This is a genomic window from Bradyrhizobium tropiciagri (genome assembly GCF_018130505.1).
GTDB lineage: Bacteria > Pseudomonadota > Alphaproteobacteria > Rhizobiales > Xanthobacteraceae > Bradyrhizobium > Bradyrhizobium tropiciagri_B.
Genome location: NZ_JAFCKH010000013.1, coordinates 121,129 through 143,669 on the forward strand (window position 1 = coordinate 121,129; position 22,541 = coordinate 143,669).

The window sequence follows — 22,541 nt, forward strand, 5'->3', positions numbered from 1 at the left end:
GACGCCGGCGCTCCTCAATGACCAGCGCTCTGGCCGCCGTCGACATGCAGGATCTCGCCGGTCACGAAGCCCGAGTTCTCCAGGAACAGCACGGCGTCGACGATGTCCTTCACCTCGCCCATCCGCCCAACCGGATGCAGCCTGGCGAGGAAGTCATGCGTCGCCGGTGCGTGCATCGGGGTCTTGATCACGCCGGGCGACACCGCGTTCACGCGAATGCCCTTAGCGGCGTACTCGATCGCGAGCGACTTGGTCGCGGCGTTCAGCCCGCCCTTGGTCAGCGACGCCAGCACCGAGGGCACGCTGCTGTTGGCGTGGTCGACGAGGCTGGTCGTGACCTGCACGATGTGGCCGGAGCCCTGCTTCTCCATCTCCTTCGCGACGCGCCGCGTGATGTAGAAGAAGCCGTTGAGATTGATCGCCAGCACCTTGGCGTAATCCTCGTCGGTGTAGTCGGTGAACGGCTTGGCGACGAAGATGCCGGCATTGTTGACCAGCGTGTCGATGCGGCCGAAGCGATCCAGCGTCTGCGACACGATGCGCTCGGCGGTCGCGGGATCGGCAATGTCGCCTGCGATGGCCAGAACATCGCTTTCGGTCGACGGCTTGATGCTGCGGGAATTGGCGACGACGCGGTAGTTGCGGTCGCGATAGCCCCTGACGATAGCTTCGCCGATCCCCTGCGATGCGCCGGTGATGATCGCGACTTTCTGCTCTGCGCCCATGGTCTCTCTCCATCTGTTGGTGAAGCGGCATCAGCACCGCCCCGATGGAGGCCAACCTAGATACATCCGATTTTCGTGCGAATGCCCGCTATTCGGCAGACACTCTTCCGCGCCGCGAACGACTGGCTTGAGCTCTATTGGCCTCGCGCGACAGCTGCTCGAAATAGCGCTTCAGCCGCGGCGTGGCGAAATCGACGAAGGCGCGCACCTTCGGCACGTCGAAGCGGCCCTGCGGCGCCAGGAGATGCACCGGCAACGGCGGATGCTCGTCCTTGGCGAGCAGGATCTGCAGCCGCCCGTCGCGTATTTCCTCGGCGATATGATACGAGAACAGCCGCGTGATGCCGTTGCCTTCGGTCGCCGAGGCCACCGCCGCGCGCACGGTGTTGACGACCAGCCGCGGCGCGAACTGCACCGCGCGCGCGACCTTCGACTTCGCGGCCGGCGGGAAGCTCCAGGAGTCGAGCCCGAAATGCGTCATCGCGATGATCTGGTGCTTGGCGAGGTCAGCGGGCTCGCCGATCACGGGATGCCGCGCGAGATAGGACGGCGATGCCGCGACCACGCGGCGCACCTCGCCGAGCTTGATCGCGACGAAATTGGAATCGGCGAGATGCGCAATGCGCAGCGCGACGTCGATGCCCTCGTCGATCAGGTTGACGGTGCGATCGAGCATCACGAGCCGAACCGTCACCGCCGGATGTTCGGCCATGAAGGCGTCGAGCACCGGCCGCAGCAGATCTTCGCCCACGACAACGGGCGCGGTGATGGTCAGCGTGCCGCGCGGCGCGCTGCGCTCGCCGCCGGCCGATATGTCGGCCTCCTCGAGTTCGGTGAGGATGCGGCGGCACGCCGTCGCATAGCGCTGGCCGGCCTCGCTGAGCTTCAGCGAGCGCGTGGTGCGATGAAGCAGCTCGGCGCCGACATGATGCTCGAGGAACGCGATCGCCCGGCTCACCGCGGCCGGCGAGCGCCGCAGCCGCCGCCCTGCTCCCGCAAGGCTGCCCTCGTCGACCGCCGCGACGAAGACCTTCATGGCGTCGATGCGGTCCATCGCTCCTTCGCTCCGCGGCCGCCGCTACTCCTTCACGTCAAACTGCTTGCTGAGATGGTCACCGATCTGCACCAGCATCGCGACGCATTCGGGATAGCCGGGCTTTGAGATCGTGGCCTCGTCGGCGCTGGCGCGGAATTCCCAGCTGTCGCCGTCGCGCAGCACGGAGATGTTGATGCCGTCGGGGCAATCGGAATGCACCTTCAATTCGGCACGCGCCATCGCGATGAGTTCGGCTTCGGTCTTGATCGGTCTCGACATGGTAACGGCACCTCCCGGCTGGCAATCGGCGCAAGGTTGCCGATTTGACGGCCGTCTGTCGAGGGGGACGCTACTGCGAGGCGCTGGCGCGGCGTTCGCCCTTGATGGCGGGCAGCGTGCTCACCGGCGCCGCCTTCGGCTGGTCCGGCAGCGTTCCGGTGGTCACCGGGTCGGGCAGCGGCGCGCGGGCGGTGGCGTCGGGGAAGCGGGTCTTCATCTCGCGGATGAAACCGTCGAGCGTGTCGACGCTCGCGGCCATCCGCGCGATCTGGGCGAACTCGGCACTCGAGGTCGCGACCGGCTTGCTGGCGGCGTCGAAGGCCAGCTTGTCGGCATCGCCCGACATCAGCGGCGCGTATTTCTCACGGAACCGCGACAGCCCGATGGCGTCCTCGGCGAGCGCGTAGCCGACCACGGCGCGGATGATGTCGGCCTTCTCGCCGGCATTGAGCGGGGTGAAGTCGCGCCAGCGGTCGGCGTAATACAGCTCGATCTGCTCGGAGGCCTCGCGCCAGTGCCGCGACGCCCAGTAGATGTCGGCGCGCAGCCGGATCGCCTCGCGTCCCGTGATGTTGGAGATGATGTCGAGCGCGAGGTCGTGGCGGCCGACATCGCTCTGCGCGCGCGCCTCCAGCAGCAGCCGCTGCTGGCGCAGCTCGCCGGAGAGGTCGGCGATCCGGGTGGAGCGCAGCGCGGCGATGGCTCGGTCGGGCCGGTGGTTCATCAGATAGACCATCGCAAGGCGCGCAGCGACCTGGGCGCGCGCCGCGCCCTCGAGCCGCTTGTCGACCTGGTATTGCAGGAGGTCGGCGGCTTGATCCAGCAGGTCGACGCCGACGAGGCGGTCCGACAGCCGGCGGATCATCTCGTCGCCGCGGCGGCCGATCGGGGTCAGCTCGCGATATTCGTAGAAGGTGCCGAGCGCGTCGATCGGCGACATCTCGTCGCCCTTCGAGCCGAGGAACAGCTGCATGAACAGTGCCGAGGCCGCATCCTGCGCCTGGCGCGATTCCGGCGCGTTCGGCTGCAGCCGCGTCGCGGCGCGCGTCACCGCGAAGGCGTCGGCATAGCGTCCGGTCTCGGCATAGAGCCTGGAGAGCACGTACAGCGTCTTCAGCTCGATCGCATCGCCGCGCCACAGCATCGACAGCAGCTCGAACTCCTTGAGCACGTCGTCGCGGCCGATCTCGCCGCGCTTCTGCCGCAGCAGGGTCTCCAGCAGCTTGCCCTCGGCGGCGGCCTGGCGGTCGCCCGAATTGGCGGCGAACCGGTAGGCATCGAGCGCGTCCTTTTCCTGGCCGAGCGCTTCGGCCAGCCGGCCGCGCAACACCGCGGCCGCCGGCTTGAGCCCGGTGGGGACGCCGACCACGTCGAGATCGCTCTTGCGCCGCGCGGCGCCGGCGTAGTCCTTGACCTCGAGCGAGGCCTTCATCGAATCCATCGTGATGACGCGCTGCAGGTCGGGCGGCAACGTCGCGATGGCGAACTCGGCGTTCTTGAACTTCTCGCGCGCCTCGGCCCATTTGCCTTCGCGCGCGAACGCCAGCCCTTTCCACAATTGGGAATCGTAGCCGTTGCCGATCACGGGATTAGCGAGGTCCTTGAGCCCCTGCGCCGGGCGGCCGATCAGGATGCTGGCCACCGCGTGCACCATCACCACCGACGGCGCCTCGCTGCCGCGCTTGCTCTCGGACAGGATCAGGTTGGCGACGCCGTGGGCCTCCTCATACATGCCGTGCGCCATGTAGAAATCGGCAAGGTCGAGCCGCGCCTCCGGCAGCTGCTCGGCATTGGCGGCTCCCGCGGCCGCGATCAGGCTGTCGAGCCGCTTGAGGAAACTCTCCGACTTGTTCTTGCGCCACTCGTCCATGTCGAACAGCGGTTTCACCGCGGCGGTGGCGCGCTCGGCGGCGACGTCGGCCGACGACAGCGTCAGCCCGCCGGGCCGGCCCAACGTCACCTTGTCGGCGCCGACCTCCGCCTTGACGTCGTCGGCATTCGGATGAACCACGACGCCGTGGATCGATTCCAGCAGCGACAGCTCGACGAAATCCTGCCGCTTCATGACGCCGCGGGTCGGCGGCGGCGCCGTGATGACCCAGAGCGTATCGCCGGCATCGGGATCGACCAGCTTGTGCAACTGGCCGGGATTGGCCAGCGGCACGCTGACGTTGGCGAATGCGGGATCGCTGATGTTGCGCAGCACATTGAGCGGCAGCGGCGGCTTCTGCACACGGTCGGCAAACGTCAGCGTCCAGCTGGTGCCGCGCGAGCGGTCGTCGCTGTCCAGCGCCGGCATCTGCGGTCGGTTGAGGCGGAAGCGGACCGCCTGGCCCTTCTCCAGCGCCACGCGCGTCACATCTGAAATCAGCGAGCCGCCCTTGGCGCGGATCGGATCGATGTCGATCGCGTCAGGCGTGTCGAACACCATCCACACCGTGTCGGCGCGGCGGAACAGCGCGGCCGGCGTCGCCGCCGGGAACGAGAAGGAGACGCGCAGCCCGTCGCTGTCGCGCTGCGCCTCGACCGATGGCTTGTCGGCCGACGCCTTGTCCATCGAAGCCTTGTCGATGGAAGGCTTGCGGGCTGGACTTGCCTCGGCAGGCGGTGACGGCGCCGCGGCCGGCTTCGGCGGCTCCATCGCCGGCGCCTCCGCGACAACATCGGCCGGCTTCGGCGCTTCGCCGGCGGCCGCCTTAGTGTCGTCAGCCGTCGGCATGGCCACGGCTTCACGCGGCGTGGCCGGCGTGGCTGCGCTTTCCACGGCGGGCGGCGCCTGCTCGGCCGGCGTGGCCGCGATCTTCGGCAACTCCTGATTGGGCAGCTCGGATCTCGGCTGCTCCGGCTTGGGCGGAGCAGGTGCCGGCGGTTCGGTGGCAGCGGGTTCGGAGTGCGGCTGCTCGGCCTTCGGCGGCTCCGGCTTGATCTCGATTTTGGCCTCGCGCGCGATGGCTTCCGATGTCACCGGCGCAATCGCCGCGCCCTTCTTGCCGCGCGGCGCGGGCAGCAGCGAGTTGATCGCGGCTTTCGGCGACTGCTGCTCGTTCGGCTGGATTGCGACATCGACGATATAGTTCTTCTCGTCGCGGAACGAATGCACATCGGCATCGCCGATCAACGTCATATCGACCGCCGATGTATCGCTATCGGCACGGGCGCTGATCGACGCGACGTTCGGCGGAGCGGCGATCTTGGCGTCGGCGAGATCGAAGGTCAGCACCGAATTGAAGGACAGCGTCAGCTTCTGCTCATTCAGCACCGAGGAGACGCCGACGCCGTCGGGAACCTCGAACACGAAGCGGACGAAGGTCGGCTGCACCAGGGCGCGCACGCGCAGCGGCGGCTTCTTTTTGGCGGCATCGGCGGCGCGCTGGGCGCGCAGCAGCCGCTCGGCGGCGCGGGCGCGCTCGGCCAGCTCGCGGATCACCTGCTGCGGCAGCGACGGCGGCGGGCCGGTCCAGCCGTCGGGCAGGAAGTCGACGAAGATGCGCTCGCCCGCGGTCATGGTGTTGACGGTCACGCGCCGTGCCAGCGACAGGCGGATCGCCGTGCCGTCCGGGTCGCGCCGCGCCGCGCCGACATAGTCGGGGACGGCGTCGATCAGTTGCTCGACGGGGATGTCGACCGGACGCTTGAAGCGGATCACGATGATCGAGCCGGCGGTGGAGACCTCCGACTCGACGTCCTCCTTGAGCTTCAGCACCAGCCGGGCATAGCCATTGGCAGCGGAGAACGTCGCCTCGCCCGGCACCGCATCCTCGGCATGCGCGGCGGTCGGGATGGCGGCGGCCGAAAGGCAGGCGGCGAGCAGGCACAGCCGCGCGGCCCGCGCAAAGGCGCGGCCTAGCAACCATGTTTCAGCGGCAGCCGTTCGCGCCATCTCGAAACGTCTTCTTGGAACCTCAGCCATACCAGCGCGAAGCGCCCTCGCCCACGCGCCCCGATCTTGGATTGGCGGCGTTAAGGAGCTGTTAACGTCAACGGATTGTTGCGGACGGAGGCGCGGGGTCACTCCGGCCGGTGGAATCTGCGCCCATTGCACGTATCATGTCATGATACGGCGCGTGGACGTGGAATTCACCGACTATCACTCCTAGCTATTGGATCGGTGCAGGATCACCAAACCGCGGAAAGGGGCGCACATGGCAAAAAGACTAGCCCCGATGCATCCCGGCGAGGTGCTTCGGGAAGAATTCCTGATCCCATTGTCGCTGTCTGCCGGCGCGCTCGCCAAGGTCTGCGGCGTGCCGCGCACCCGGATCGAGCGCATCACGAATGAAGAGACCGCGATCACGGCGGATACCGCGCTGCGGCTTTCGAAGGCGCTGAACACATCTGCCCAGCTTTGGCTGAACCTGCAGAACGCCTATGACGTTCAGATGGCAGAAACTTCACTTGCTGGCGAGCTCAGCAAGATCAAGCCGGTGGTGCAGGCCGCCTAACGCAGGACACGGAGCCTGACCTGCGTGATGGCGACGCCGGAGATGGCGAGCAGCCCGCCGACGATCAGCCTTGGCGTGACGCGGTCGCCAAGGAACAGCACGCTCGACATCAAGGCGAACACCGGAAGCAGCAGGCCGAACGGGGCGATACGGCCCATCGAGCAACGGGCGATCAGCCAGAACCAAAGCCCGAACCCGACGATGCCGCCGATGAAGATCGTATAGGCGAGTGCCAGCCAACCGCGTTCATGGGCCGTCGCAAGGCTCGTGACTTGTCCATATTCGAGCAGCAGCGACATCAACATGACCTGCGGCACCGTGAGCAGCGACGACCACCCCATCAGCATCAGGGGGTCGAACGGCCCGTAGCGTTTGGTGAGGACGTTGGACACCGCGAACGCGAAGGCCGACCCAACCACGAGCAGCAGCGGCAGCACGTTTGCCGGCAGGCCCGGTTCCGCTGCCAGCACGACCACGCCGGCGAAGGCAAGCACCACGCCGGCGGACACGGTGAGCGACGGCCGCTCCGCGAGCAGCGGCCAGGCCAGCAGCACGGTGAAGGGCGTGACGAGTTGGTAGGCGACCGCCGACATGCTTCCCGAGCCGAGCCCGAGGCCAACGTAAAACAGCCCGAAGTTCAGCCCGCCGAAGAAGACGGAAATAGCTGTGATCGGGCCAAACTGCCGGCGCGTGGGCCTTTTGACGAACGGAATGAGCAGCAGCGCGATGGCCAGGAAACGCAGTGCGAGGAAGAACAGCGGCGGAAACTCCGTGACGCCCACCTTGATGGCCACGAACTGATAGCCCCAGAGCAAGGGAACGGCCACGGCGCAGACGATCTGGATGGCGGACATGGCACTCTTCCTTTCAAGACCGATCGGTCCATATATTGACGCGAGAGCGGAGATCGGAGGCGGCCATCGGTGTCTACCTGATGAAGCGGTCGAGCAGCGCGTCGACGGTGGCCTGCGACGTCGTCCGTGCCGGCGCCGTCTTGCCGACCACACGCAGCCCCTCGACGAAGCAGACGAGGATTCGGGCCGCGCTCGAAGGCTCGACACCGTGAGCTAACTTGCCCGCCGTCCCGGCACGGGAAAGCGCCTCCGCCACCCTGCCCTCCATGGCTTTGAAAAAGCCCGCGACGCGGCGGCCGACTTCGGCATCCTGGCCGGCCAGTTCCATGGCCGTCGCCACCAGCAGGCATCCGCGTCGGCCATTCGCGCCGCTGGTGCGCTCGACGTAGCCGGCAAGGTAGGCCCGCAGGCCGTCGACCGGATCTCTGCGGGGATCGAACTCGTCATCCATCCGTGTCAGGGCGTCGGCGATATAGCGATCGAGCGCACGCAGGAACAGCGAGTGCTTGTCGCCGAACGCGGCATAAAGGCTGCCGCGCGAGAGCTTGGTCGCACGAAGCAGGTCCGGCAGCGCCGTGGCGTGATAGCCGCGTGACCAGAATACATCCATCGCGCGCCCAACCGCGGCTTCGACGTCGAAGCTGCGGGGGCGGCCACGGAACGACTGCACTGGGGCTTGGCGGCGCATCGCCGATATATAGACCAATTGGTCCATATATCGCAAGTGGCCCCGCCCGGCTAACCGGTCACCGACGCCGGCGGGAGGCCATCTCCTGCACGACCGGGTCGAACAGAGGTTTCAACAGCAAGACCCCGCGCCGGTTGAGGTGGTCGTCATCGTGGTAGATCGGCAATCCATCACGCACCGCCGGGCAGCGGTCGCCGGGACATAACAGTGGAGTTGGGTCCAGGACGTGAACATCGGCGAATTTTGTTTCGGCAGCGATCAATGAGCGATCGACGAAGGTGCGGCTGTCGAGATGTTTCGCTCGACTGGTCCAGAGCCGGTCAAGCCGGCCGGCCTCGAAGCCCATCAGCGCGTTTGTCGCCAAGGCGTCGGTCACCGGGATCGGCTGAAGCGGTGGATCCTCCAGGACGTAAACCTTGCGGCCCTGAAGCTCCCTGAGCGTACGGTCGAGGCTGGTCACGAACACGGAATGGGCATCGGTCGGATGCTCCCAATCGTCCGCGAACCTGAGGTAGCCGCTGGTCTTGAGCGACGGCTCCCCATCCGTGTACATGCTCCAGCGATCGACCATGATGACGTACCGGATGTCGTTGCGCACGATCAGTTTGAACACCGACTGATAGAACTCGCTGCATTTCTGCGTCCTGCCCTGTTCGCGGGTCGCCGTGTGCGAGAGCGACGGGCATCCCTGCATCACGGCAAGGATGCCGCGCAGGCCGGCACGCGAAGCCCAGCCCGAGAGAGCGTGCGCGAACGCCGCAGCGTGGCTGTCGCCCCACAGGATGAAATCATCGGTCTTGCGGCTTTCATCGCCGATCCGGCAGAGCGAATTGGACTCGGCCATGGCGATGCTTTCCGGCTGCCCGCCCGGCGGCACGAGGCATCGCAGCAGACGATCGTCCCATGTCGATGCCGTAATCGTCATGACCTGCGGCGAGAGCCGCCACGGCGCGCCATCGGCCTTGATGATCGTCGCGGCGAACAGTGCGATGGCGGCGGTGGAAACGCTCCCCATGGCAAAGATCAGCGCCTGGCGTCCACGCAATCGCCGACTGAACCGCGCGGGGCGCTCGATGGCATAATAGGTGATCACCGAGAGCAACACAGTTGCCGTCAGGATGATGGCGGTTTGTGTGCCGTCGAGTCCGCCCGCCCAATAGATCCGGCCGAACACCAATGCCGGCCAGTGCCACAGATAGATCGAGTAGGACAGCACGCCGACCACCCGGAGCGGTGGAGACGACATGATCCGGTAAACCGGATCGACGCGTACCGGCCGCGCGAACAGCATCATCGCCGCCCCGACGCAGGGCACAAGCAATCGCTGAAAGGATGGAACGCCGGTTCCGATGAGCCCGTCGCCGCTCCCGCCGAGCCAATTGATCGCGCCATCGCTGAGCAGCGCAAATCCGATCAGGCCGAGCCCCACGAAGCGAAGCGCGATCGACAGCATGGGGCCTGCAGTGAATCGTCGATAGGCCAATGCTGTGAGACATCCGATCAGCGGCTCGAAAGCCCGGCTCGCGGAGTTGTAGAACGCGGAATCAAGGCTGACATGATCACCCAGCCAGCGCGCGTAGGCGATCGAGGCCATGCACAGCACGGCCAGCACGATGAAGCGCCGCGCCGCGGTGGTGAGGATCAGCAACAGGAAGGGATAGAAGAGGTAGAATTGCTCTTCGATCGACAGCGTCCAGGTGTGCAGCAATGGCTTGCTGGCCGCGGGCGCCGCGAAATATCCGACGTCGTTGAGAAAATACCAGTTCGAGGAGAAGAAGACCGCGGCAAGCAGGCTCTTGCTGAAGAGCGTGAAGGCCTCCGGCAACAACATCCACCAGGCCAGCGCCGCGGATACTGCGAACATGACGGCCGCGGCCGGAAGGATCCGCCTGATACGCCTTTCGTAGAAAGCCGCGAGGGAGAAGCACCCTGCTTCGATCTCTCCCGCGATCAGATTGGTGATCAGGAACCCGGAGATGACGAAGAAGATATCGACGCCGAGGAAGCCGCCGCCGAGACCGCCGATGTTGGCGTGGAACAGAACGACCGAAGAAACGGCCAGCGCGCGCAAGCCATCAACGTCTGCCCTGTACTTCATTCCGATTCTACCTTCAGTAGAGCGGAATACGTGCTCGAATGGCTTGAGGCAAGTCAAAAGTCGAGCTGCGCCGTGATGCCACCTATGAGAGTTGTGGATCAGCGGCGCCCAATTCTCCCGGCAGCCGAGGGCGCAGCGACGCCGCCCCTCAGTTCGTCTTCGGCGCGAGCAGCTTGCCTTCGATCTTGGGAAGATCCTCGACGGCGGCCGACTTGTCGCCGCTGGCTCTGCGGGCGAGTTCGACGGTGAGGCGCTCGGCGGCTTCGGGCTGCATCAGGCCGAGGATGTCGGACATCTTGCGCGGCTGGATCTGCGAGGCGATCTGGTAGAGCACGTTCATCTCGAGGCGGTCGAACACCTTGGCGGCGTCCTTCGGCTTCATGTTCTCGTACATGGTGACGATGCCCTTGAAGCGGGCGGCGTCCGCCTCGGCCTTCGCCGCCGCGTCCGCGCTCGCCTTGGCGTCGTTGGCCTTGGCTTCCTCGACCTTGGCCTCGATACGCTTCTCGGCGGCCTTCAAGAGGCTCTCGCGGATCTCGACCTCGCGCGCGCGCTGCTCGAGCTCCTGGCGGCGCGCCTGCAGCCGCTCCAGGATCGCGCGCTCGGATGCCGGCACCGGCGGGGGCTGATCGAGATTGACCACCACGCCGTCGGGCTTGGGCGCCTCTGCCGCGGGGGCTGCCGGCTTCGGCGCCTCTTCCGCTTTCTTTTCTTCCTTGCCGTGCACCGATCCGGTGATGTCGGCGGGATCGCCCTTCAGCCTGTTGTCGACGGCGGCGGGCTTGCTCGCGCCGGGAAAGTTGAAGTTCTGCTGGGCCCAGGATGCTCCTGCCTGCGGCCCGGCCGCCTGCGCGTCATCGCTGAACACATAGCCGCCATCGAGCACGAGGCCCGCGATCTTCAGCACCATCAGGCCGAAGATCGCGACCAGGACGACGGGCATCACTCTGATGTCACGGAACCACTTCATGCAGCGAGGCCGCCGGCCCTCCTGCGCTCGGTGAAGGCTTCAGCCGCCGCAGCAACCGCGCGCGCGGCGGAGAGCCGGGGCGCCGGCGCCACCGGTGCGGGCGCGGGCGCCGCGACGGCCGGTGCCGCCTCCGGCGGCCTTGCCGCCAGCGCGATCTTCGACAGGCGGCGCACCACATTGTCGCCCTCGGCGAGCTGGTTCTTCAGCTGCATCGACATCTGCGTCGCCGCCTCGAGCCGGTTGCCGAGGTCCTCGTTGACGTCGCGCACCGCGTGCTTGAGCCCGCCGATCGCGCGCTCGGCGATCTCGGTCGCGGTGATCAGTTCGGCGATCGTCGCCTTCAGCGAATGTTCGTCGGCTTTCAGCCGCTGCAGGCGCTTGTTGAGCAGCCAGCAATAACCGATCGTCAGCATCAGCAGCACGGCCACCAGACTCTCTATCGCCAGCCCAAGCACATGACTCATGGTGCCTCCATCATTTTGGTTCGCTCATCCGCCTTCTCGAACATCGCGAAGGTGGTTTGGGGTTTACGCAAATTCTTGGTGACGCGGATCGCGACGCGGTCGCCGACGCGGCCCATCCGGCCCTCGGTCAGGGTGACGTTGCCGCAACGCACCGAGACCTGGGCGTCGGCGCCGATCTCGAGCGGCAGGGTGTCGCCGACCTTCAGCTTCATCAGCTGCTTCAGCGGGATGTCGGCCTCGTAGAGCACCGCCTCGACCGCGATCTCGGCCTGCGCCACTTCGGTGGCGAAATGGCCTTCCCAGATCGGGTCACGGCCGAACTTCTCGCCCATGAACATCTGCAACAGCACGTTGCGGATCGGTTCGATGGTGGCGTAGGGCAGCAGCAGTTCGACATTGCCGCCGCGGTCTTCCATGTCGATGCGCAGGCGCACCAGGATCGCGGCATTGGCGGGACGGCTGATCGCGGCGAAGCGCGGGTTGGTTTCCAGGCGATCGATCGAGAACGTCACCGGCGACAGCGGCCGGAACGCCTGCTCGGCATCCGACAGCACCACCTCGACCAGCCGCTTGACGAGGTTGGTCTCGATCGTGGTGTAGGGCCGGCCCTCGATCTTGAGCTGGGTCTGGCCGCGGCGGCCGCCGAGCAGCACGTCGATCATCGAATAGATCAGGTTGGAATCGACCATCGCGAGGCCGAAATTCTCCCACTCCTCCGCCTTGAACACCGAGAGCACCGCCGGCAGCGGGATCGAGTTCATGTAGTCGCCGAACCGCACCGAGGTGATGCGGTCGAGCGAGACCTCGACGTTGTCGGAGGTGAAATTGCGCAAGCTGGTCGTCATCAACCGCACCAGGCGGTCGAACACGATTTCGAGCATCGGCAGACGCTCGTAGGACACCATCGCGGAATCGATGATGGCGCGGATGCCGGAATGATCGTCGAGGCTGACGTCGCCAACGGTGAAGCCGAGGAGATTGTCGATCTCCTCCTGCGACAGCACCCGCTCGCCGTTGGTGCTCTTGCCGCCGAAATCGCGGCTGCCGTCCTCGACCATGGCCGCCCATTGCAGCGCCATGCTCTCGGTGAGCTCGTTCTTGGCGGCCTCCTCCGCGGCGGCCGCGGGATCCTCGGAATCGAGCGAGGCTTCCCACTGCGCCGCAATGGCGTCCTGGTCCATCTGGTCGTTGCCGGCCATGGCGCTACTTCCACCCCGTCACTGGATCACCACTTCCTTGAACAGCACCGCGTTCACCTGGTTGGGCGCCAGCGCGAGATTGACGCGCTTGGTCAGCTCCTCCTTGAGGCGGAACAGGCCGGCCGAGCCGTTGAGATCGCTGGGGCGCAGCTCGCGCATGTAGGTCTGGAACAGGTCGGTGACGCGCGGCAGCGCCGGCTTGATCGCTTCGGCCTGCTTCTCTTCCTTGACCTCGAGCACGAGCTTCAGCTTGAGATATTGCACGCGCTCGCCGGGCGCGCCGACCAGATTGACCAGCATGTCCGGCAGGTCGACGAAGGACGGCGGCTTCGGCGGCGGCGCCTCGGCGTGCTGCTCCTCGCCGTGACCGCGCATGAAGAAGAACCATCCCGCGGCACCCGCGCCGACCACGACGAGGAAGCCGACGGCGGCAATGATCAGCTTGAGCTTGCCCTTCTTGGGCGCGGGGGCTGCGCCTTCCCCGCCTTCCGTCTTCTCGTCCGCCATCGCCCGCCCGCTTCATTATGAAGGATGCGAACGCGATTGCCCCAGCCTTGGCCCGATGACGCGATACAAATGCCGCCGGCGCACACGCGCCCCACTGCCGTCAACGCTAGGGTAACAATGGTTAACGGAAGCTTAGGATTTAGCTTCAACTAGGAAAAAACTGCCGGGCAAACATGGTCAACAAGACCTTTCTGCCGCCCCGCCCCACGCCCGGCCGAACACCTAACCATCTCAAAAATCATCACATTTCCAGTTGGCACGGCTTTCGCTGAGAGGACGGCGTGACCCGAAGGTTTGGGAGAGCCCGACAGGTCGCTGACGGTCCGAACGTGACGGCTTGGGAGAGCCCGGCGCATCGGATCACCTCACAGGGGAGAACCACCGATGCAGAATACGCTTCTGGTCGGACTATCGAAGCAGATGGTGCTGGAGCGGCAGCTTGATGTCGTGTCCAACAACATCGCCAACATGAACACCAACGGCTACAAGGCCGACCGGTCGCTGTTCCAGGAATATCTGGCCTCGAACGCGCACGAGGACAATTTCATGTCCTCCGACCGCCGCGTCTCCTTCGTGCAGGACCGCGCCACCTTCCACGACTTCGCGCAGGGCCCGACCGAGGAGACCAAGAACCCGCTCGACGTCGCGATCGACGGCAAGGGCTTCCTCGTGGTGCAGACCCCCGGCGGCGAGCGCTACACCCGCGAGGGCAATCTACAGATCAACAACCGCGGCCAGTTGGTCACCATGTCCGGCTACCAGGTGCTCGGCACCGGCGGCCCGATCACCTTCCAGCAGACCGACCACGACGTCAGCATCGCGCCCGACGGCAACATCACCGTGCTCGAGGGCACGTCCCGCCTCGACTCGATCCGCGGCAAGCTGCGCGTCGTCTCGTTCGCGGAGGCCCAGCGCCTCCTCAAGGAAGGCTCCAACCTCTACTCCGCCGGCGAAGGCGCGGTGCCGCTCGCCGAAACCAAGTCGCAGATCCGCCAGGGCTTCATCGAGAAGTCGAACGTCAATTCCGTCGTCGAGATGAGCCGCATGATCGAGATCACGCGGACCTACACCCAAATCGCCTCGCTGCTGCAGCAGGAGAGCGACCTGCACAAATCGGCGATCGAGAAGCTCGCCGACGTGCCGGCCTGATCGGGAGACTGACTGATGCGCGCACTCTACACCGCTGCGACCGGAATGGCGGCACAGGAACTCAGCGTTCAGGTGATCTCCAACAACATCGCGAACCTGCGCACCACCGGCTACAAGAAGCAGCGCGCCGCGTTCCAGGACCTGATCTACGACCATGTGCGCCGGGTCGGCGCGCAGGCCTCCGACCAGAACACCATCCTGCCGATGGGCATCGACCTCGGCGGCGGCGTCAAGACCGTCGGCACGCCGCGCATGATGACCCAGGGCACGCTGTCGCCGACCGGCAACGATCTCGACGTCGCGATCCGCGGCGAAGGCTTCTTCAAGATCCTGATGCCGGACGGCACCTTCACCTACACCCGCGACGGCTCGTTCCAGATGGACAACCAGGGCCGCATCGTCAACGCGCAGGGCAACCTGGTGCAACCGACGATCACGATCCCGCAGAACGCCTCCGGCCTCACCATCAACGCGCAGGGCCAGGTCTCGGTGACGCTGCCGGGCCAGACCGCATCGACCAATATCGGCCAGATCGGGCTGACGCGCTTCATCAACAAGGCCGGCCTGATGCCGATCGGCGACAACCTGTTCCAGGAGACGCCGGCCTCCGGCCAGCCGCAGGACGGCATCGCCAACACCGACGGCTATGGCGACATGCAGCAGAGCAGCCTCGAACAGGCCAACGTCGAGGTGGTCTCGGAAATCTCCGACCTGATCGCCGCCCAGCGCGCCTACGAGATGAATTCCAAGGTGGTCTCCGCGGCCGACCAGATGATGCAGTCCACCGCCAACCTGTTCCGCTGAGGATGATGCCGATGATCGCCCGCCAGCTCCTCCTCGCCGCCGCCCTGCTCGCTCTCGGTGTCACTCCGTCGGCCGCGCAGACCCGCAGCGCTGCCATCGCGGTGCCGGCGTTGCGCGCCAGCATCACGGTGGCGGACGAGATCGTGCGGGTCGGCGACCTCGTCGACAATGCCGGCGCTGCCGGCAGCATCGCTGTCTACCGCGCGCCCGATCTCGGCACCACCGGCACGCTGCCGGTCGCGCAGGTGCTGAACACGCTGCGCAGCCACCAGGTGATCGGCGTCGACACCCGCGACCTCAAGGAGATCACGGTGACGCGGCTGGCGCGCACCGTCGAGAGCAAGGAGATCGAGCAGCAGGTCGCGCGCGCGCTGGAGAACCGCCACGGCCTCGGCCGGGCCGGCAGCATCAGCGTGACCTTCGACCGCGATCCCGGCGACATCCGTCTCGAGGCCACCAATTCCGGCGCGCTGCAACCGGTCGCGGTGCGCTACGAGCCGCGCTCGACCCGTTTCGACGTCAGCTTCGAAATCGCCAACGACGCCGGCACCGCGCCGACCAAGCTGCGCTTCACCGGCACCGCGATCGAGACCATCGAGGCCGCCGTGCTGGTGCGCAATGTCGAGCGCGGCGATCTGCTGAAGGCCTCCGACGTGGTGATCGAGCGGCGGCCGAAGGCCGAGGTCGGCACCGACGCGGCGGTGCGCGACAGCACCATCGGCATGCAGGTCCGCCGCCAGCTGCGCGCCGGCCAGGCGCTGCGCGTCGCCGATCTCGTCAAGCCCGATCTCGTCACCCGCGACCAGAGCGTCACGCTGGTCTACCGCACCGCCGGGCTTTACCTGACGATCCGCGGCAAGGCGATGGATGGCGGCGCCGAAGGCGACGTCGTCAGCGTGATGAACCTGCAGAGCAAGCGCGTGATCTCCGGCGTCGTCACCGGCCGCGGCGAGGTTTCGATCTCGGTCGCCGCCCCGCAGGGCGTGCCCGCCGCCGACGCCTCCGAACCCAATTCCGCACCCGTCAAGCTGAGTTCAGTCGCACCCAACGCCGAGTAAAAGTTATGTCCCAGTACCGTATCAACCGCCTCATCCTGTCCGGTGCGCTGCTGGCGCTAGGCACCGTCGCCAGCGGTTGCTCGTCGATCGACCGTCTCTCGCAGATCGGCGAGCAGCCGAAACTGTCGTCGATCGACAATCCGACCACGCAGCCGGGCTACAAGCCGGTGCAGATGCCGATGCCGAAGCCCGAGGTCGCGTCCTACAGCCCGAACTCGCTGTGGCGCAACGGCTCGCGCGCCTTCTTCAAGGACCAGCGCGCCGCCCGCGTCGGCGACATCCTGACCATCTCGGTGAACTTCACCGACAAGGCCGCGATCGCCAACGAGACCCAGCGCAGCCGCACCAATTCGGAAGATTCCGGCGTCACCAACTTCCTGGGATCGCAGACCATCACCCAGGCCAACAAGATCCTGCCCGGCCGCATCCTCACCGCCGACTCCACCGCGTCGAGCGACGGCAAGGGCTCGGTGAACCGCCAGGAAGCGTTGCAGACCAACGTCGCCGCCGTGGTCACCCAGGTGCTGCCGAACGGCAACCTCGTGGTCGAGGGCAAGCAGGAGATCCGGGTCAATTTCGAGATCCGCGAGCTGGTCGTCGCCGGCATCGTGCGCCCGGAAGACATCCAGAGCGACAACACCATCGATTCCTCGAAGATCGCCCAGGCCCGCATCGCCTATGGCGGCCGCGGCCAGATCACCGACGTGCAACAGCCGCGCTACGGACAGCAGGTGCTGGACGTGCTGCTGCCGTTCTAGTCACTTCTCAGAGCTCCCACATCTCGTCGCGAACCTAGGCGCGACGCGGTGTACCGACACGGCCCTCGCCAGCTCCCCTGGCGAGGGCCGTGGCATTTTTTGCAGCGTGAAATGAAAAATCCAGCCGGCGACTACGGGCTTCGCCAAAGTTGGCCGAAGCAAAGAGAGGGGCGCGGATCACCGAAAAGCGAGTACCGCACTTCATCTGATCACGTTCGGTCTATTGCGGGAATTTGTTGGAATTGCCGCAGATAATGCCCCTGCGGGTCCCGGAAGGCTCGCCGCCAGACCCACCCATGCGCCCCAGGAAATATCGTGTCAAAGTTCCACACCCTCACGCCGGCCCCGTTTCACAGCGCCAGCTTCGGCGAACGCCTCGGCCTCGAGATGATCAGTGCAGTGCTCTGGCCACTCGGTGAAGACGAGCGGATGACGGTGCTGCTGTCGATGCTGGGGACGCAGATCATCAATATTGCCGACAATGAAGACCAGATCGATGCGCTGATCGAAGCGCTGCGAGCACGGCTGAAGCTGAGCCTGAGCGATGGCGATCGCCAATCGCCCCGCTGACCGGTTGATGAAGGAATTTTCAACACACACGTCCGCCCACACCTTCACGGTTGGGTGGATTCCAGCATGAGAGGTCACGCATGTTTCGCAATATCGCGCCTGGAATGACGATCACTCTCGCAATGGCTCTAACCGCGCCGGTGGCCATTGCGCAGCAAAAGCACCACGTCAGCTATGATACGCCGGCAACTCAGACGGTATACACCCAACAACACGTCATCGACGTTGGCGACATTCCGGGACATCAAGCCCGGCTCTTCGAAATTCGGCGGACCTATGGTGACGATGCCCCCCTCATCAACGGATCGAGGTTGAAGGAGCAGTGGACACGCGGCATGTCGGACTACATCGACAACAACGGTCCGGCCCTCATCTACAACGTTTGGATACTGGAGAACGGGGAGAAGTTCTTTGTCAGGACATCCCTGGTCGCTCAAAGCAGTGGAGATGGGAAGCTTACGAACATGACATCGGGCGTCATTACCGGTGGCACGGGCAGCCTCGCCAGAATGCGTGGCATCATCAGCAGTCATGGCCCGTCCGAGCCGAAGGCCGCCATCAATGCCAATCAGACGGACATCGACTATTGGATGGAGTGAGAAGGCCATCGCGACAGGCGATGGACCGGTGAAAAAGTTGCCGGTCCATCATGTCCGTTCTGATACGGCGTGTCGTGATCAAGAAATGCTCGGAACCAGCCGCTATCCCCTATGGAGAATTCCCATGCCGCACCGTCGAAACGGGCGGATTGTGACGTTCTTGTTTTGCTTGTTCAGCTTGATCTCGACGGCGCGGCCTGCGGGCGCAGAAGTGACCCGGATCGAGTTCACGTCGAAGCAGCCTTACGGCACATTTCGCGCCGGCGACTATGTGATCTGGCAGGGCAAGATCCGCGGCGACCTGTCGCCGCAAGAGGCCATCCCCGGGATCGACAAGGCGCCGCGCAATGAACGCGGGCGCGTCGACTACGCGGCGAAGATCATTCTCATGATGCCGGCGGCTCCGCGCGGAGAAAACGGCGCGTTGCTGGTGGACGTACCCAACCGCGGACAAGTCTGGGCCGAGGCGATCTACAACTCGCCACGCGACGCGCGGTTTCTCCCGGGCACGCTGGAGCACGGCACCGGCTTTCTTCAGGACCATGGTTTCGCGGTTGCGGAGGTTTTTTGGGAGCTTGGACAGGGTGCGGACCTGCCTTCGTTCGCTGACGCCGATGGCAAGACACGCTTCGTCGAGGGAGTGGGCTTTGCGATCGTCCGCGATGCCGCAGATTTCTTCGCGCATGCAGCTTCCGACAAGGGCGGAACGCCCAACCCGCTCAAGGGAGCGATCAACCGCGTGCTCGCGAGCGGCAGGTCCCAGGATGGACGATTCCTGAAGACCTTTCTCCTGAACGGCTTCAACATGACGGGCAACCGCCGTGTCTTCGACGGAATGCATGTGTTCGTCTCGGCCGCTGGCCTGCTTCCGATCCTGCAGACGGGTCTTGGACCAATGTCGAGCGCCGAGGGGGCTCCCACATTCGACAACCCGGATTTTCCCGGCGTGAATGACGGACCGCTCACGATCGGGGAGATCACGGCCAAGGTCGAGGCGCGCGGCGAGGTGCCTCCGAGGATGATACTCGTGAGCTCCACCACGGACTACTATTCGCTGCGCGCTTCGCTTGGCCGCACGGGCGCGTCCGGAACCGCGGATCAGCCACTGCCCGCCAATGTGCGGATGTACGATATCGCGGGAGGCCCGCATGTACCCGCCCCCAAGGCACCCGCCTGCACACTGACGCCGGGCCGGCTCGATTGGTCGCCGCTGTCGCGGGCGCTGCTGCTGCACCTTGATGCCTGGGTGAGCCGCAACACCGAGCCGCCCGCCAGCGAACTGATGCCGCTTGAAGCCGCGGGCGGCGAGCCAGTTGCGCTGCGCGCCCCGACCCGGCTTTCCGCCGCAGTGATACAAGTGCCGAAGCGCGATCAGGACGGCAATGCGCTCGGCGGCGTGCGGCTGCCGGATGTCGCGGTGCCGACCGGGACCAATGGCGCCCAGAACCAGCCGCAGACATTCACCTGCATGCTGATCGGGTCCTTCTCGCCATTCGCAGCGACCAAAGCGGAACGAGAGCGTACCGGTGACGCCCGCCCGTCGATCGAAGAGCGCTATCACGGCCGCGACGATTACGTGAACCGGATCCGGATCGCCGCCCAGGATCTGCTGGCGCGTGGCTTTCTGCTGCCGGAAGACGCGGCGGTGATCGTTCAGGAAGCCGCGTCGACCAACCTGTTCGCGCCCGCACCAACGAATGCCGAGCCACGTTGAGTGGGCCAAGCCGGCTATCGACTATGGCGAGCCGCGAAGCACTGTTCGCCGCTGCCGTATCAAGTGATGGAGCCTTTGCGTAGCAAGACCGAGCGCAGTCAACTCGTTGCTGTCGACGCTATCTGCGCTGGCGTTCCTGGCGAGCTCTGCCCTCAGTATGTCGTCAATGCGCTTTTCCGTTTCGTCGAGTTCGGCCTCGCTCCGCGCATTCCTGACCTCGTCGCCAAGCGCGTAAAGCGGCTCCAGCATGCTTTTCGACCCGACTCCGGCATTCGTGAATCGCCATGCAGCCAGAACGATCGAAATCAGCGACCCCAGCAGAAGCGAGCCGTAATATAGCTTGTCGTCGTACTTATCGAGGAAGCTCTGCTGGTTTCCGTTGTAGTAGGTCGCCGCTCCCGGATGAATCGGGATCAAGGCATTGGTATCCGTGCTGGGGGCTGCGGCCTGCGCCAGCACCGGGTATTGTGACAGCAGATCGCGCCGGACATCGACAAGGGACTGCGTCAGGTCCGTGATGGTGTCGGCATCCACCGATTTGTTGGCGACCAGAAAGAGCGACACCCGCAGCGACGTCAGGTCGTCGGACGGAACGGGCGGTGCTCCGCGCAAGGTGCCCTTGGGAATGTCATAGCTTTCATAATACGGCGCGACATTGGCGACCGCCCCGGCCGATTCGATCTCAATCAGCTTGGGGACCGCGCCTTTCGCGCCGGCCCCCTGAAAGAATTGCCGCAGCCTTGCCAGATATTTCTCGGTGACCGGCACGACGGCAAGGAGCGCCTGCACCTGTCCGGACGACAGCGCCGCCGTACCTTCCGTCACCGCGACATCCTGAAATCGAACCTTGGCGCGGTCGAACTGATAGACCTGCTTCAGCGCATCGACGACCGGCCGATTGATGGGGCCGCCGATGACCCCGACGGTGGCGTCGCGCAAATCGCCAAGATCATCGGCGCTCGCGCTCGATGGCGCCGCGATCAGGACGACGCCGTGCGTCAGCAGGAGGACGCTTCTTGCATCGGCGAGGCCTGCGGTATCGCCGCGAACCACAGCAAGGTCCGCCTTGCCCGAGGCTAATAGCGCCGATGCTCCGGCCGACGTCTGGCTGTCGACGACCCGCAACCGGGTGTGGGCGTTCGACGCCGCCAGGCGCGCTGCGATCGCCGAGATCAGCGACAGCGCCTCGCCATCGACCGAACCGGCGGCAACGGTGAGGTAAACGGGCTTGGCAAAATAGCGGTACGCAAACCATCCACCGCTGATGGCGGCGGCGGCCGCGATACCGACCAGCGCTATTCGCAGCGATCGCGGCCATAGGTTGACAGCAAGGCTCGGCATCGCGTCTCCCTCGGGCATTGAGCGAGCCGGGCGTGCTCTCGCCGCCGCGATCTTACATAGGGCATCGCGCGAAGCGAGGGTAAACTGCATACGATTTGGCGGCTACGCAATTTCGGAATAAATGAAACGTCTCCGTGAGGTGCCCGACATATCAAGTTACCTTTGCCGAACGCCCCGCAAGCCCGGCTACTTTGCATGGGGTTGTTTCCGATATTTGACAGCACAAATTGCAACACCGCCTTGTCGGTTCGTTAACCGTCGCAGCAACGCGCAGTGGAAGTTGCTGCGCTTGCAACGTAGGGAAGCGCAGCGCAGGGGTTTCTCGCATCACATCATGGACAGAGACGGTCGATATGCGGCCTGGTTCCGGACGCCGAACGGCGAAGGCACCGGAGTAGTCCGTCTGGCCAACGGCACCATCACCGGCGGTGACGCCGTGTTCACCTATGGCGGCTGCTACGACCTCGATGCTGACAGCTTCACCGCGACGCTGACGACGCGCCGCTATGCCGACGGCCCGACCACGCTGTTCGGCTGCGACGAGGTCGAAGCGCAATTGATCGGCCACTTCAACGGCAAGCGAGCGGTGTGCTCGGGAACTGCCAAGCAGGCCCCCGGCCTGCGGTTCGAGGCGACGCTGTTCCTGCAGGAGCAGGAGATCGAGCCGGCGCCGGGTCCCGAAGGCACCCCTGCCCGCGCCGACCTGGCGCGGCTGCCGAAGCTGCCGAACCGACGCGGGGCCAAGCGGCTGGTCGCCAAGCGCTTCGCCTGATCCCCGTCCCGATGGGCGATGGCGTCTGCGCCCGGGCCGGCGTACGATCGCGCCTGCGCAAAGCGCAGCAACGATCGATCCAGCCGGGAGGAGCACGCCATGTATGCCGCCATCCGTCAGGCCAAGGCCAAGACCGGCACCGCCGAAGAACTCGCGCGCCGGATCAAGGAAGGCGCGATCCCGATCATCAGCGACGTCGAAGGCTTCATGGCCTATTACGTGGTCTATGCCGGCGACGACACCGTCACCGCGATCAGCGTCTTCAACAATTATGCCGGCGCCGAGGAGGCCAATCGCCGCGCGCTGGCCTGGATCGACGACAATCTCGGTCCGCTGCTGGTCGGGCAAGCAACCGCGGTTGCGGGTCCGGTGATCGTGCACACCAAGGCCTGATGGGCCGCAACCGAGGTTGCGGGTCCGGTGATCGTGCACACCAAGGCCTGACGACTGCGGCCCCGGCAAAGCTCGCCCGGCAGAAGCTGCCCGCCGTGCATCCTGCGCGTGCGGGGTGTTG

At 65.5% G+C, this 22,541-nt stretch carries 22 protein-coding genes; 10 read left to right on the forward strand and 12 right to left on the reverse strand.

What is annotated here, in order from left to right; translation table 11 throughout:
* Positions 1–14: 14 nt before the first annotated feature.
* From JQ633_RS29560 to JQ633_RS29575, 4 genes are all read right to left on the reverse strand, one after another.
* Positions 15–725, reverse strand: coding sequence for an SDR family NAD(P)-dependent oxidoreductase (locus JQ633_RS29560; protein ID WP_211988766.1), 711 nt, complete (start codon positions 723–725; stop codon positions 15–17).
* 88 nt (positions 726–813) lie between these two features.
* Complete coding sequence (locus tag JQ633_RS29565; protein ID WP_211988768.1) at positions 814–1,779, reverse strand: LysR family transcriptional regulator; 966 nt, start codon at positions 1,777–1,779, stop codon at positions 814–816.
* A gap of 24 nt (positions 1,780–1,803) precedes the next feature.
* Complete coding sequence (locus tag JQ633_RS29570; RefSeq protein ID WP_211988770.1) at positions 1,804–2,040, reverse strand: hypothetical protein; 237 nt, start codon at positions 2,038–2,040, stop codon at positions 1,804–1,806.
* A 70-nt stretch (positions 2,041–2,110) separates the two neighbouring features.
* On the reverse strand, positions 2,111–5,920 hold the full coding sequence (locus JQ633_RS29575) for a tetratricopeptide repeat protein (RefSeq protein WP_211988771.1): 3,810 nt from the start codon (positions 5,918–5,920) through the stop codon (positions 2,111–2,113).
* A gap of 262 nt (positions 5,921–6,182) precedes the next feature.
* On the opposite strand from JQ633_RS29575, the gene JQ633_RS29580 reads away from it, so the two are divergent.
* Positions 6,183–6,482 carry a HigA family addiction module antitoxin gene (locus JQ633_RS29580; RefSeq protein ID WP_211988773.1) on the forward strand — a complete coding sequence of 100 codons (300 nt, stop codon included), beginning with the start codon at positions 6,183–6,185 and terminating at the stop codon, positions 6,480–6,482.
* Here the strand turns inward: JQ633_RS29580 and JQ633_RS29585 are convergent.
* The 7 genes from JQ633_RS29585 to fliL form a co-directional block, all read right to left on the reverse strand.
* Entirely contained in the window at positions 6,479–7,336 is an 858-nt protein-coding gene (locus JQ633_RS29585) for a DMT family transporter (RefSeq protein WP_211988774.1), read from the reverse strand. The genes JQ633_RS29580 and JQ633_RS29585 overlap by 4 nt on opposite strands.
* A gap of 73 nt (positions 7,337–7,409) precedes the next feature.
* Positions 7,410–8,051, reverse strand: a complete 642-nt coding sequence (locus tag JQ633_RS29590; protein WP_433995707.1) for a TetR/AcrR family transcriptional regulator — start codon at positions 8,049–8,051, stop codon at positions 7,410–7,412.
* 31 nt (positions 8,052–8,082) lie between these two features.
* On the reverse strand, positions 8,083–10,122 hold the full coding sequence (locus JQ633_RS29595; protein ID WP_211988776.1) for an acyltransferase family protein: 2,040 nt from the start codon (positions 10,120–10,122) through the stop codon (positions 8,083–8,085).
* Between the two features lie 148 nt (positions 10,123–10,270).
* Complete coding sequence (locus tag JQ633_RS29600; RefSeq protein ID WP_211988780.1) at positions 10,271–11,092, reverse strand: MotE family protein; 822 nt, start codon at positions 11,090–11,092, stop codon at positions 10,271–10,273.
* On the reverse strand, positions 11,089–11,556 hold the full coding sequence (locus tag JQ633_RS29605; protein ID WP_211988781.1) for a DUF6468 domain-containing protein: 468 nt from the start codon (positions 11,554–11,556) through the stop codon (positions 11,089–11,091). Before JQ633_RS29605 ends, JQ633_RS29600 begins: the two co-directional genes overlap by 4 nt.
* Positions 11,553–12,755 (reverse strand): flagellar motor switch protein FliM, encoded by a 1,203-nt coding sequence (fliM, locus tag JQ633_RS29610; RefSeq protein WP_211988782.1) that lies wholly within the window; start codon positions 12,753–12,755, stop codon positions 11,553–11,555. The genes JQ633_RS29605 and fliM overlap by 4 nt, the downstream gene beginning before the upstream one ends.
* 18 nt (positions 12,756–12,773) lie before the next feature.
* Positions 12,774–13,262, reverse strand: coding sequence for a flagellar basal body-associated protein FliL (gene fliL / locus JQ633_RS29615; RefSeq protein WP_211988783.1), 489 nt, complete (start codon positions 13,260–13,262; stop codon positions 12,774–12,776).
* 384 nt (positions 13,263–13,646) lie between these two features.
* Between fliL and flgF the strand changes: the two genes are divergently transcribed.
* The 7 genes from flgF (at position 13,647) to JQ633_RS29650 (ending at position 19,914) form a co-directional block, all read left to right on the forward strand.
* Entirely contained in the window at positions 13,647–14,411 is a 765-nt protein-coding gene (gene flgF / locus JQ633_RS29620) for a flagellar basal-body rod protein FlgF (RefSeq protein WP_211988789.1), read from the forward strand.
* Positions 14,412–14,426: 15 nt separating this feature from the next.
* Positions 14,427–15,215 carry a flagellar basal-body rod protein FlgG gene (gene flgG / locus JQ633_RS29625; RefSeq protein WP_211988791.1) on the forward strand — a complete coding sequence of 263 codons (789 nt, stop codon included), beginning with the start codon at positions 14,427–14,429 and terminating at the stop codon, positions 15,213–15,215.
* Positions 15,216–15,217: 2 nt separating this feature from the next.
* Entirely contained in the window at positions 15,218–16,273 is a 1,056-nt protein-coding gene (gene flgA, locus JQ633_RS29630; protein WP_211988793.1) for a flagellar basal body P-ring formation chaperone FlgA, read from the forward strand.
* A 5-nt stretch (positions 16,274–16,278) separates the two neighbouring features.
* Positions 16,279–17,031 (forward strand): flagellar basal body L-ring protein FlgH, encoded by a 753-nt coding sequence (flgH, locus tag JQ633_RS29635; protein ID WP_211988795.1) that lies wholly within the window; start codon positions 16,279–16,281, stop codon positions 17,029–17,031.
* A gap of 315 nt (positions 17,032–17,346) precedes the next feature.
* Positions 17,347–17,601 (forward strand): hypothetical protein, encoded by a 255-nt coding sequence (locus JQ633_RS29640; protein WP_211988797.1) that lies wholly within the window; start codon positions 17,347–17,349, stop codon positions 17,599–17,601.
* An 80-nt stretch (positions 17,602–17,681) separates the two neighbouring features.
* The gene (locus JQ633_RS29645) at positions 17,682–18,200 is read left to right on the forward strand and encodes a hypothetical protein (protein WP_211988798.1); all 519 of its coding nucleotides are present in this window, start codon (positions 17,682–17,684) and stop codon (positions 18,198–18,200) included.
* A gap of 124 nt (positions 18,201–18,324) precedes the next feature.
* Positions 18,325–19,914 carry an alpha/beta hydrolase domain-containing protein gene (locus JQ633_RS29650; protein WP_211988799.1) on the forward strand — a complete coding sequence of 530 codons (1,590 nt, stop codon included), beginning with the start codon at positions 18,325–18,327 and terminating at the stop codon, positions 19,912–19,914.
* Positions 19,915–19,935: 21 nt separating this feature from the next.
* Here JQ633_RS29650 and JQ633_RS29655 read toward each other — a convergent pair whose 3' ends face one another.
* The gene (locus tag JQ633_RS29655) at positions 19,936–21,255 is read right to left on the reverse strand and encodes a TAXI family TRAP transporter solute-binding subunit (RefSeq protein ID WP_211988800.1); all 1,320 of its coding nucleotides are present in this window, start codon (positions 21,253–21,255) and stop codon (positions 19,936–19,938) included.
* A 334-nt stretch (positions 21,256–21,589) separates the two neighbouring features.
* On the opposite strand from JQ633_RS29655, the gene JQ633_RS29660 reads away from it, so the two are divergent.
* Both JQ633_RS29660 and JQ633_RS29665 read left to right on the forward strand, forming a co-directional pair.
* Positions 21,590–22,027, forward strand: coding sequence for a hypothetical protein (locus tag JQ633_RS29660; RefSeq protein WP_211988801.1), 438 nt, complete (start codon positions 21,590–21,592; stop codon positions 22,025–22,027).
* Between the two features lie 99 nt (positions 22,028–22,126).
* Positions 22,127–22,420 (forward strand): antibiotic biosynthesis monooxygenase, encoded by a 294-nt coding sequence (locus tag JQ633_RS29665; RefSeq protein ID WP_211988802.1) that lies wholly within the window; start codon positions 22,127–22,129, stop codon positions 22,418–22,420.
* The last annotated feature ends 121 nt before the right edge of the window (positions 22,421–22,541 follow it).

What these genes read in the sequence shown, in the direction of transcription:
- JQ633_RS29650 (WP_211988799.1), top strand. Translation starts at nt 18,325, where the DNA reads ATGCCGCACCGTCGAAACGGGCGGATTGTGACGTTCTTGTTTTGCTTG.
- JQ633_RS29605 (WP_211988781.1), bottom strand. Translation starts at nt 11,556, where the DNA reads ATGAGTCATGTGCTTGGGCTGGCGATAGAGAGTCTGGTGGCCGTGCTG.
- JQ633_RS29595 (WP_211988776.1), bottom strand. Translation starts at nt 10,122, where the DNA reads ATGAAGTACAGGGCAGACGTTGATGGCTTGCGCGCGCTGGCCGTTTCT.
- JQ633_RS29590 (WP_433995707.1), bottom strand. Translation starts at nt 8,051, where the DNA reads ATGGACCAATTGGTCTATATATCGGCGATGCGCCGCCAAGCCCCAGTG.
- JQ633_RS29570 (WP_211988770.1), bottom strand. Translation starts at nt 2,040, where the DNA reads ATGTCGAGACCGATCAAGACCGAAGCCGAACTCATCGCGATGGCGCGT.
- flgA (WP_211988793.1), top strand. Translation starts at nt 15,218, where the DNA reads ATGATGCCGATGATCGCCCGCCAGCTCCTCCTCGCCGCCGCCCTGCTC.
- JQ633_RS29645 (WP_211988798.1), top strand. Translation starts at nt 17,682, where the DNA reads ATGTTTCGCAATATCGCGCCTGGAATGACGATCACTCTCGCAATGGCT.
- JQ633_RS29600 (WP_211988780.1), bottom strand. Translation starts at nt 11,092, where the DNA reads ATGAAGTGGTTCCGTGACATCAGAGTGATGCCCGTCGTCCTGGTCGCG.
- JQ633_RS29560 (WP_211988766.1), bottom strand. Translation starts at nt 725, where the DNA reads ATGGGCGCAGAGCAGAAAGTCGCGATCATCACCGGCGCATCGCAGGGG.
- JQ633_RS29665 (WP_211988802.1), top strand. Translation starts at nt 22,127, where the DNA reads ATGTATGCCGCCATCCGTCAGGCCAAGGCCAAGACCGGCACCGCCGAA.
- JQ633_RS29655 (WP_211988800.1), bottom strand. Translation starts at nt 21,255, where the DNA reads ATGCCGAGCCTTGCTGTCAACCTATGGCCGCGATCGCTGCGAATAGCG.
- flgH (WP_211988795.1), top strand. Translation starts at nt 16,279, where the DNA reads ATGTCCCAGTACCGTATCAACCGCCTCATCCTGTCCGGTGCGCTGCTG.
- flgF (WP_211988789.1), top strand. Translation starts at nt 13,647, where the DNA reads ATGCAGAATACGCTTCTGGTCGGACTATCGAAGCAGATGGTGCTGGAG.
- JQ633_RS29585 (WP_211988774.1), bottom strand. Translation starts at nt 7,336, where the DNA reads ATGTCCGCCATCCAGATCGTCTGCGCCGTGGCCGTTCCCTTGCTCTGG.
- JQ633_RS29660 (WP_211988801.1), top strand. Translation starts at nt 21,590, where the DNA reads ATGGACAGAGACGGTCGATATGCGGCCTGGTTCCGGACGCCGAACGGC.
- JQ633_RS29575 (WP_211988771.1), bottom strand. Translation starts at nt 5,920, where the DNA reads ATGGCGCGAACGGCTGCCGCTGAAACATGGTTGCTAGGCCGCGCCTTT.
- JQ633_RS29580 (WP_211988773.1), top strand. Translation starts at nt 6,183, where the DNA reads ATGGCAAAAAGACTAGCCCCGATGCATCCCGGCGAGGTGCTTCGGGAA.
- JQ633_RS29565 (WP_211988768.1), bottom strand. Translation starts at nt 1,779, where the DNA reads ATGGACCGCATCGACGCCATGAAGGTCTTCGTCGCGGCGGTCGACGAG.
- fliL (WP_211988783.1), bottom strand. Translation starts at nt 13,262, where the DNA reads ATGGCGGACGAGAAGACGGAAGGCGGGGAAGGCGCAGCCCCCGCGCCC.
- flgG (WP_211988791.1), top strand. Translation starts at nt 14,427, where the DNA reads ATGCGCGCACTCTACACCGCTGCGACCGGAATGGCGGCACAGGAACTC.
- fliM (WP_211988782.1), bottom strand. Translation starts at nt 12,755, where the DNA reads ATGGCCGGCAACGACCAGATGGACCAGGACGCCATTGCGGCGCAGTGG.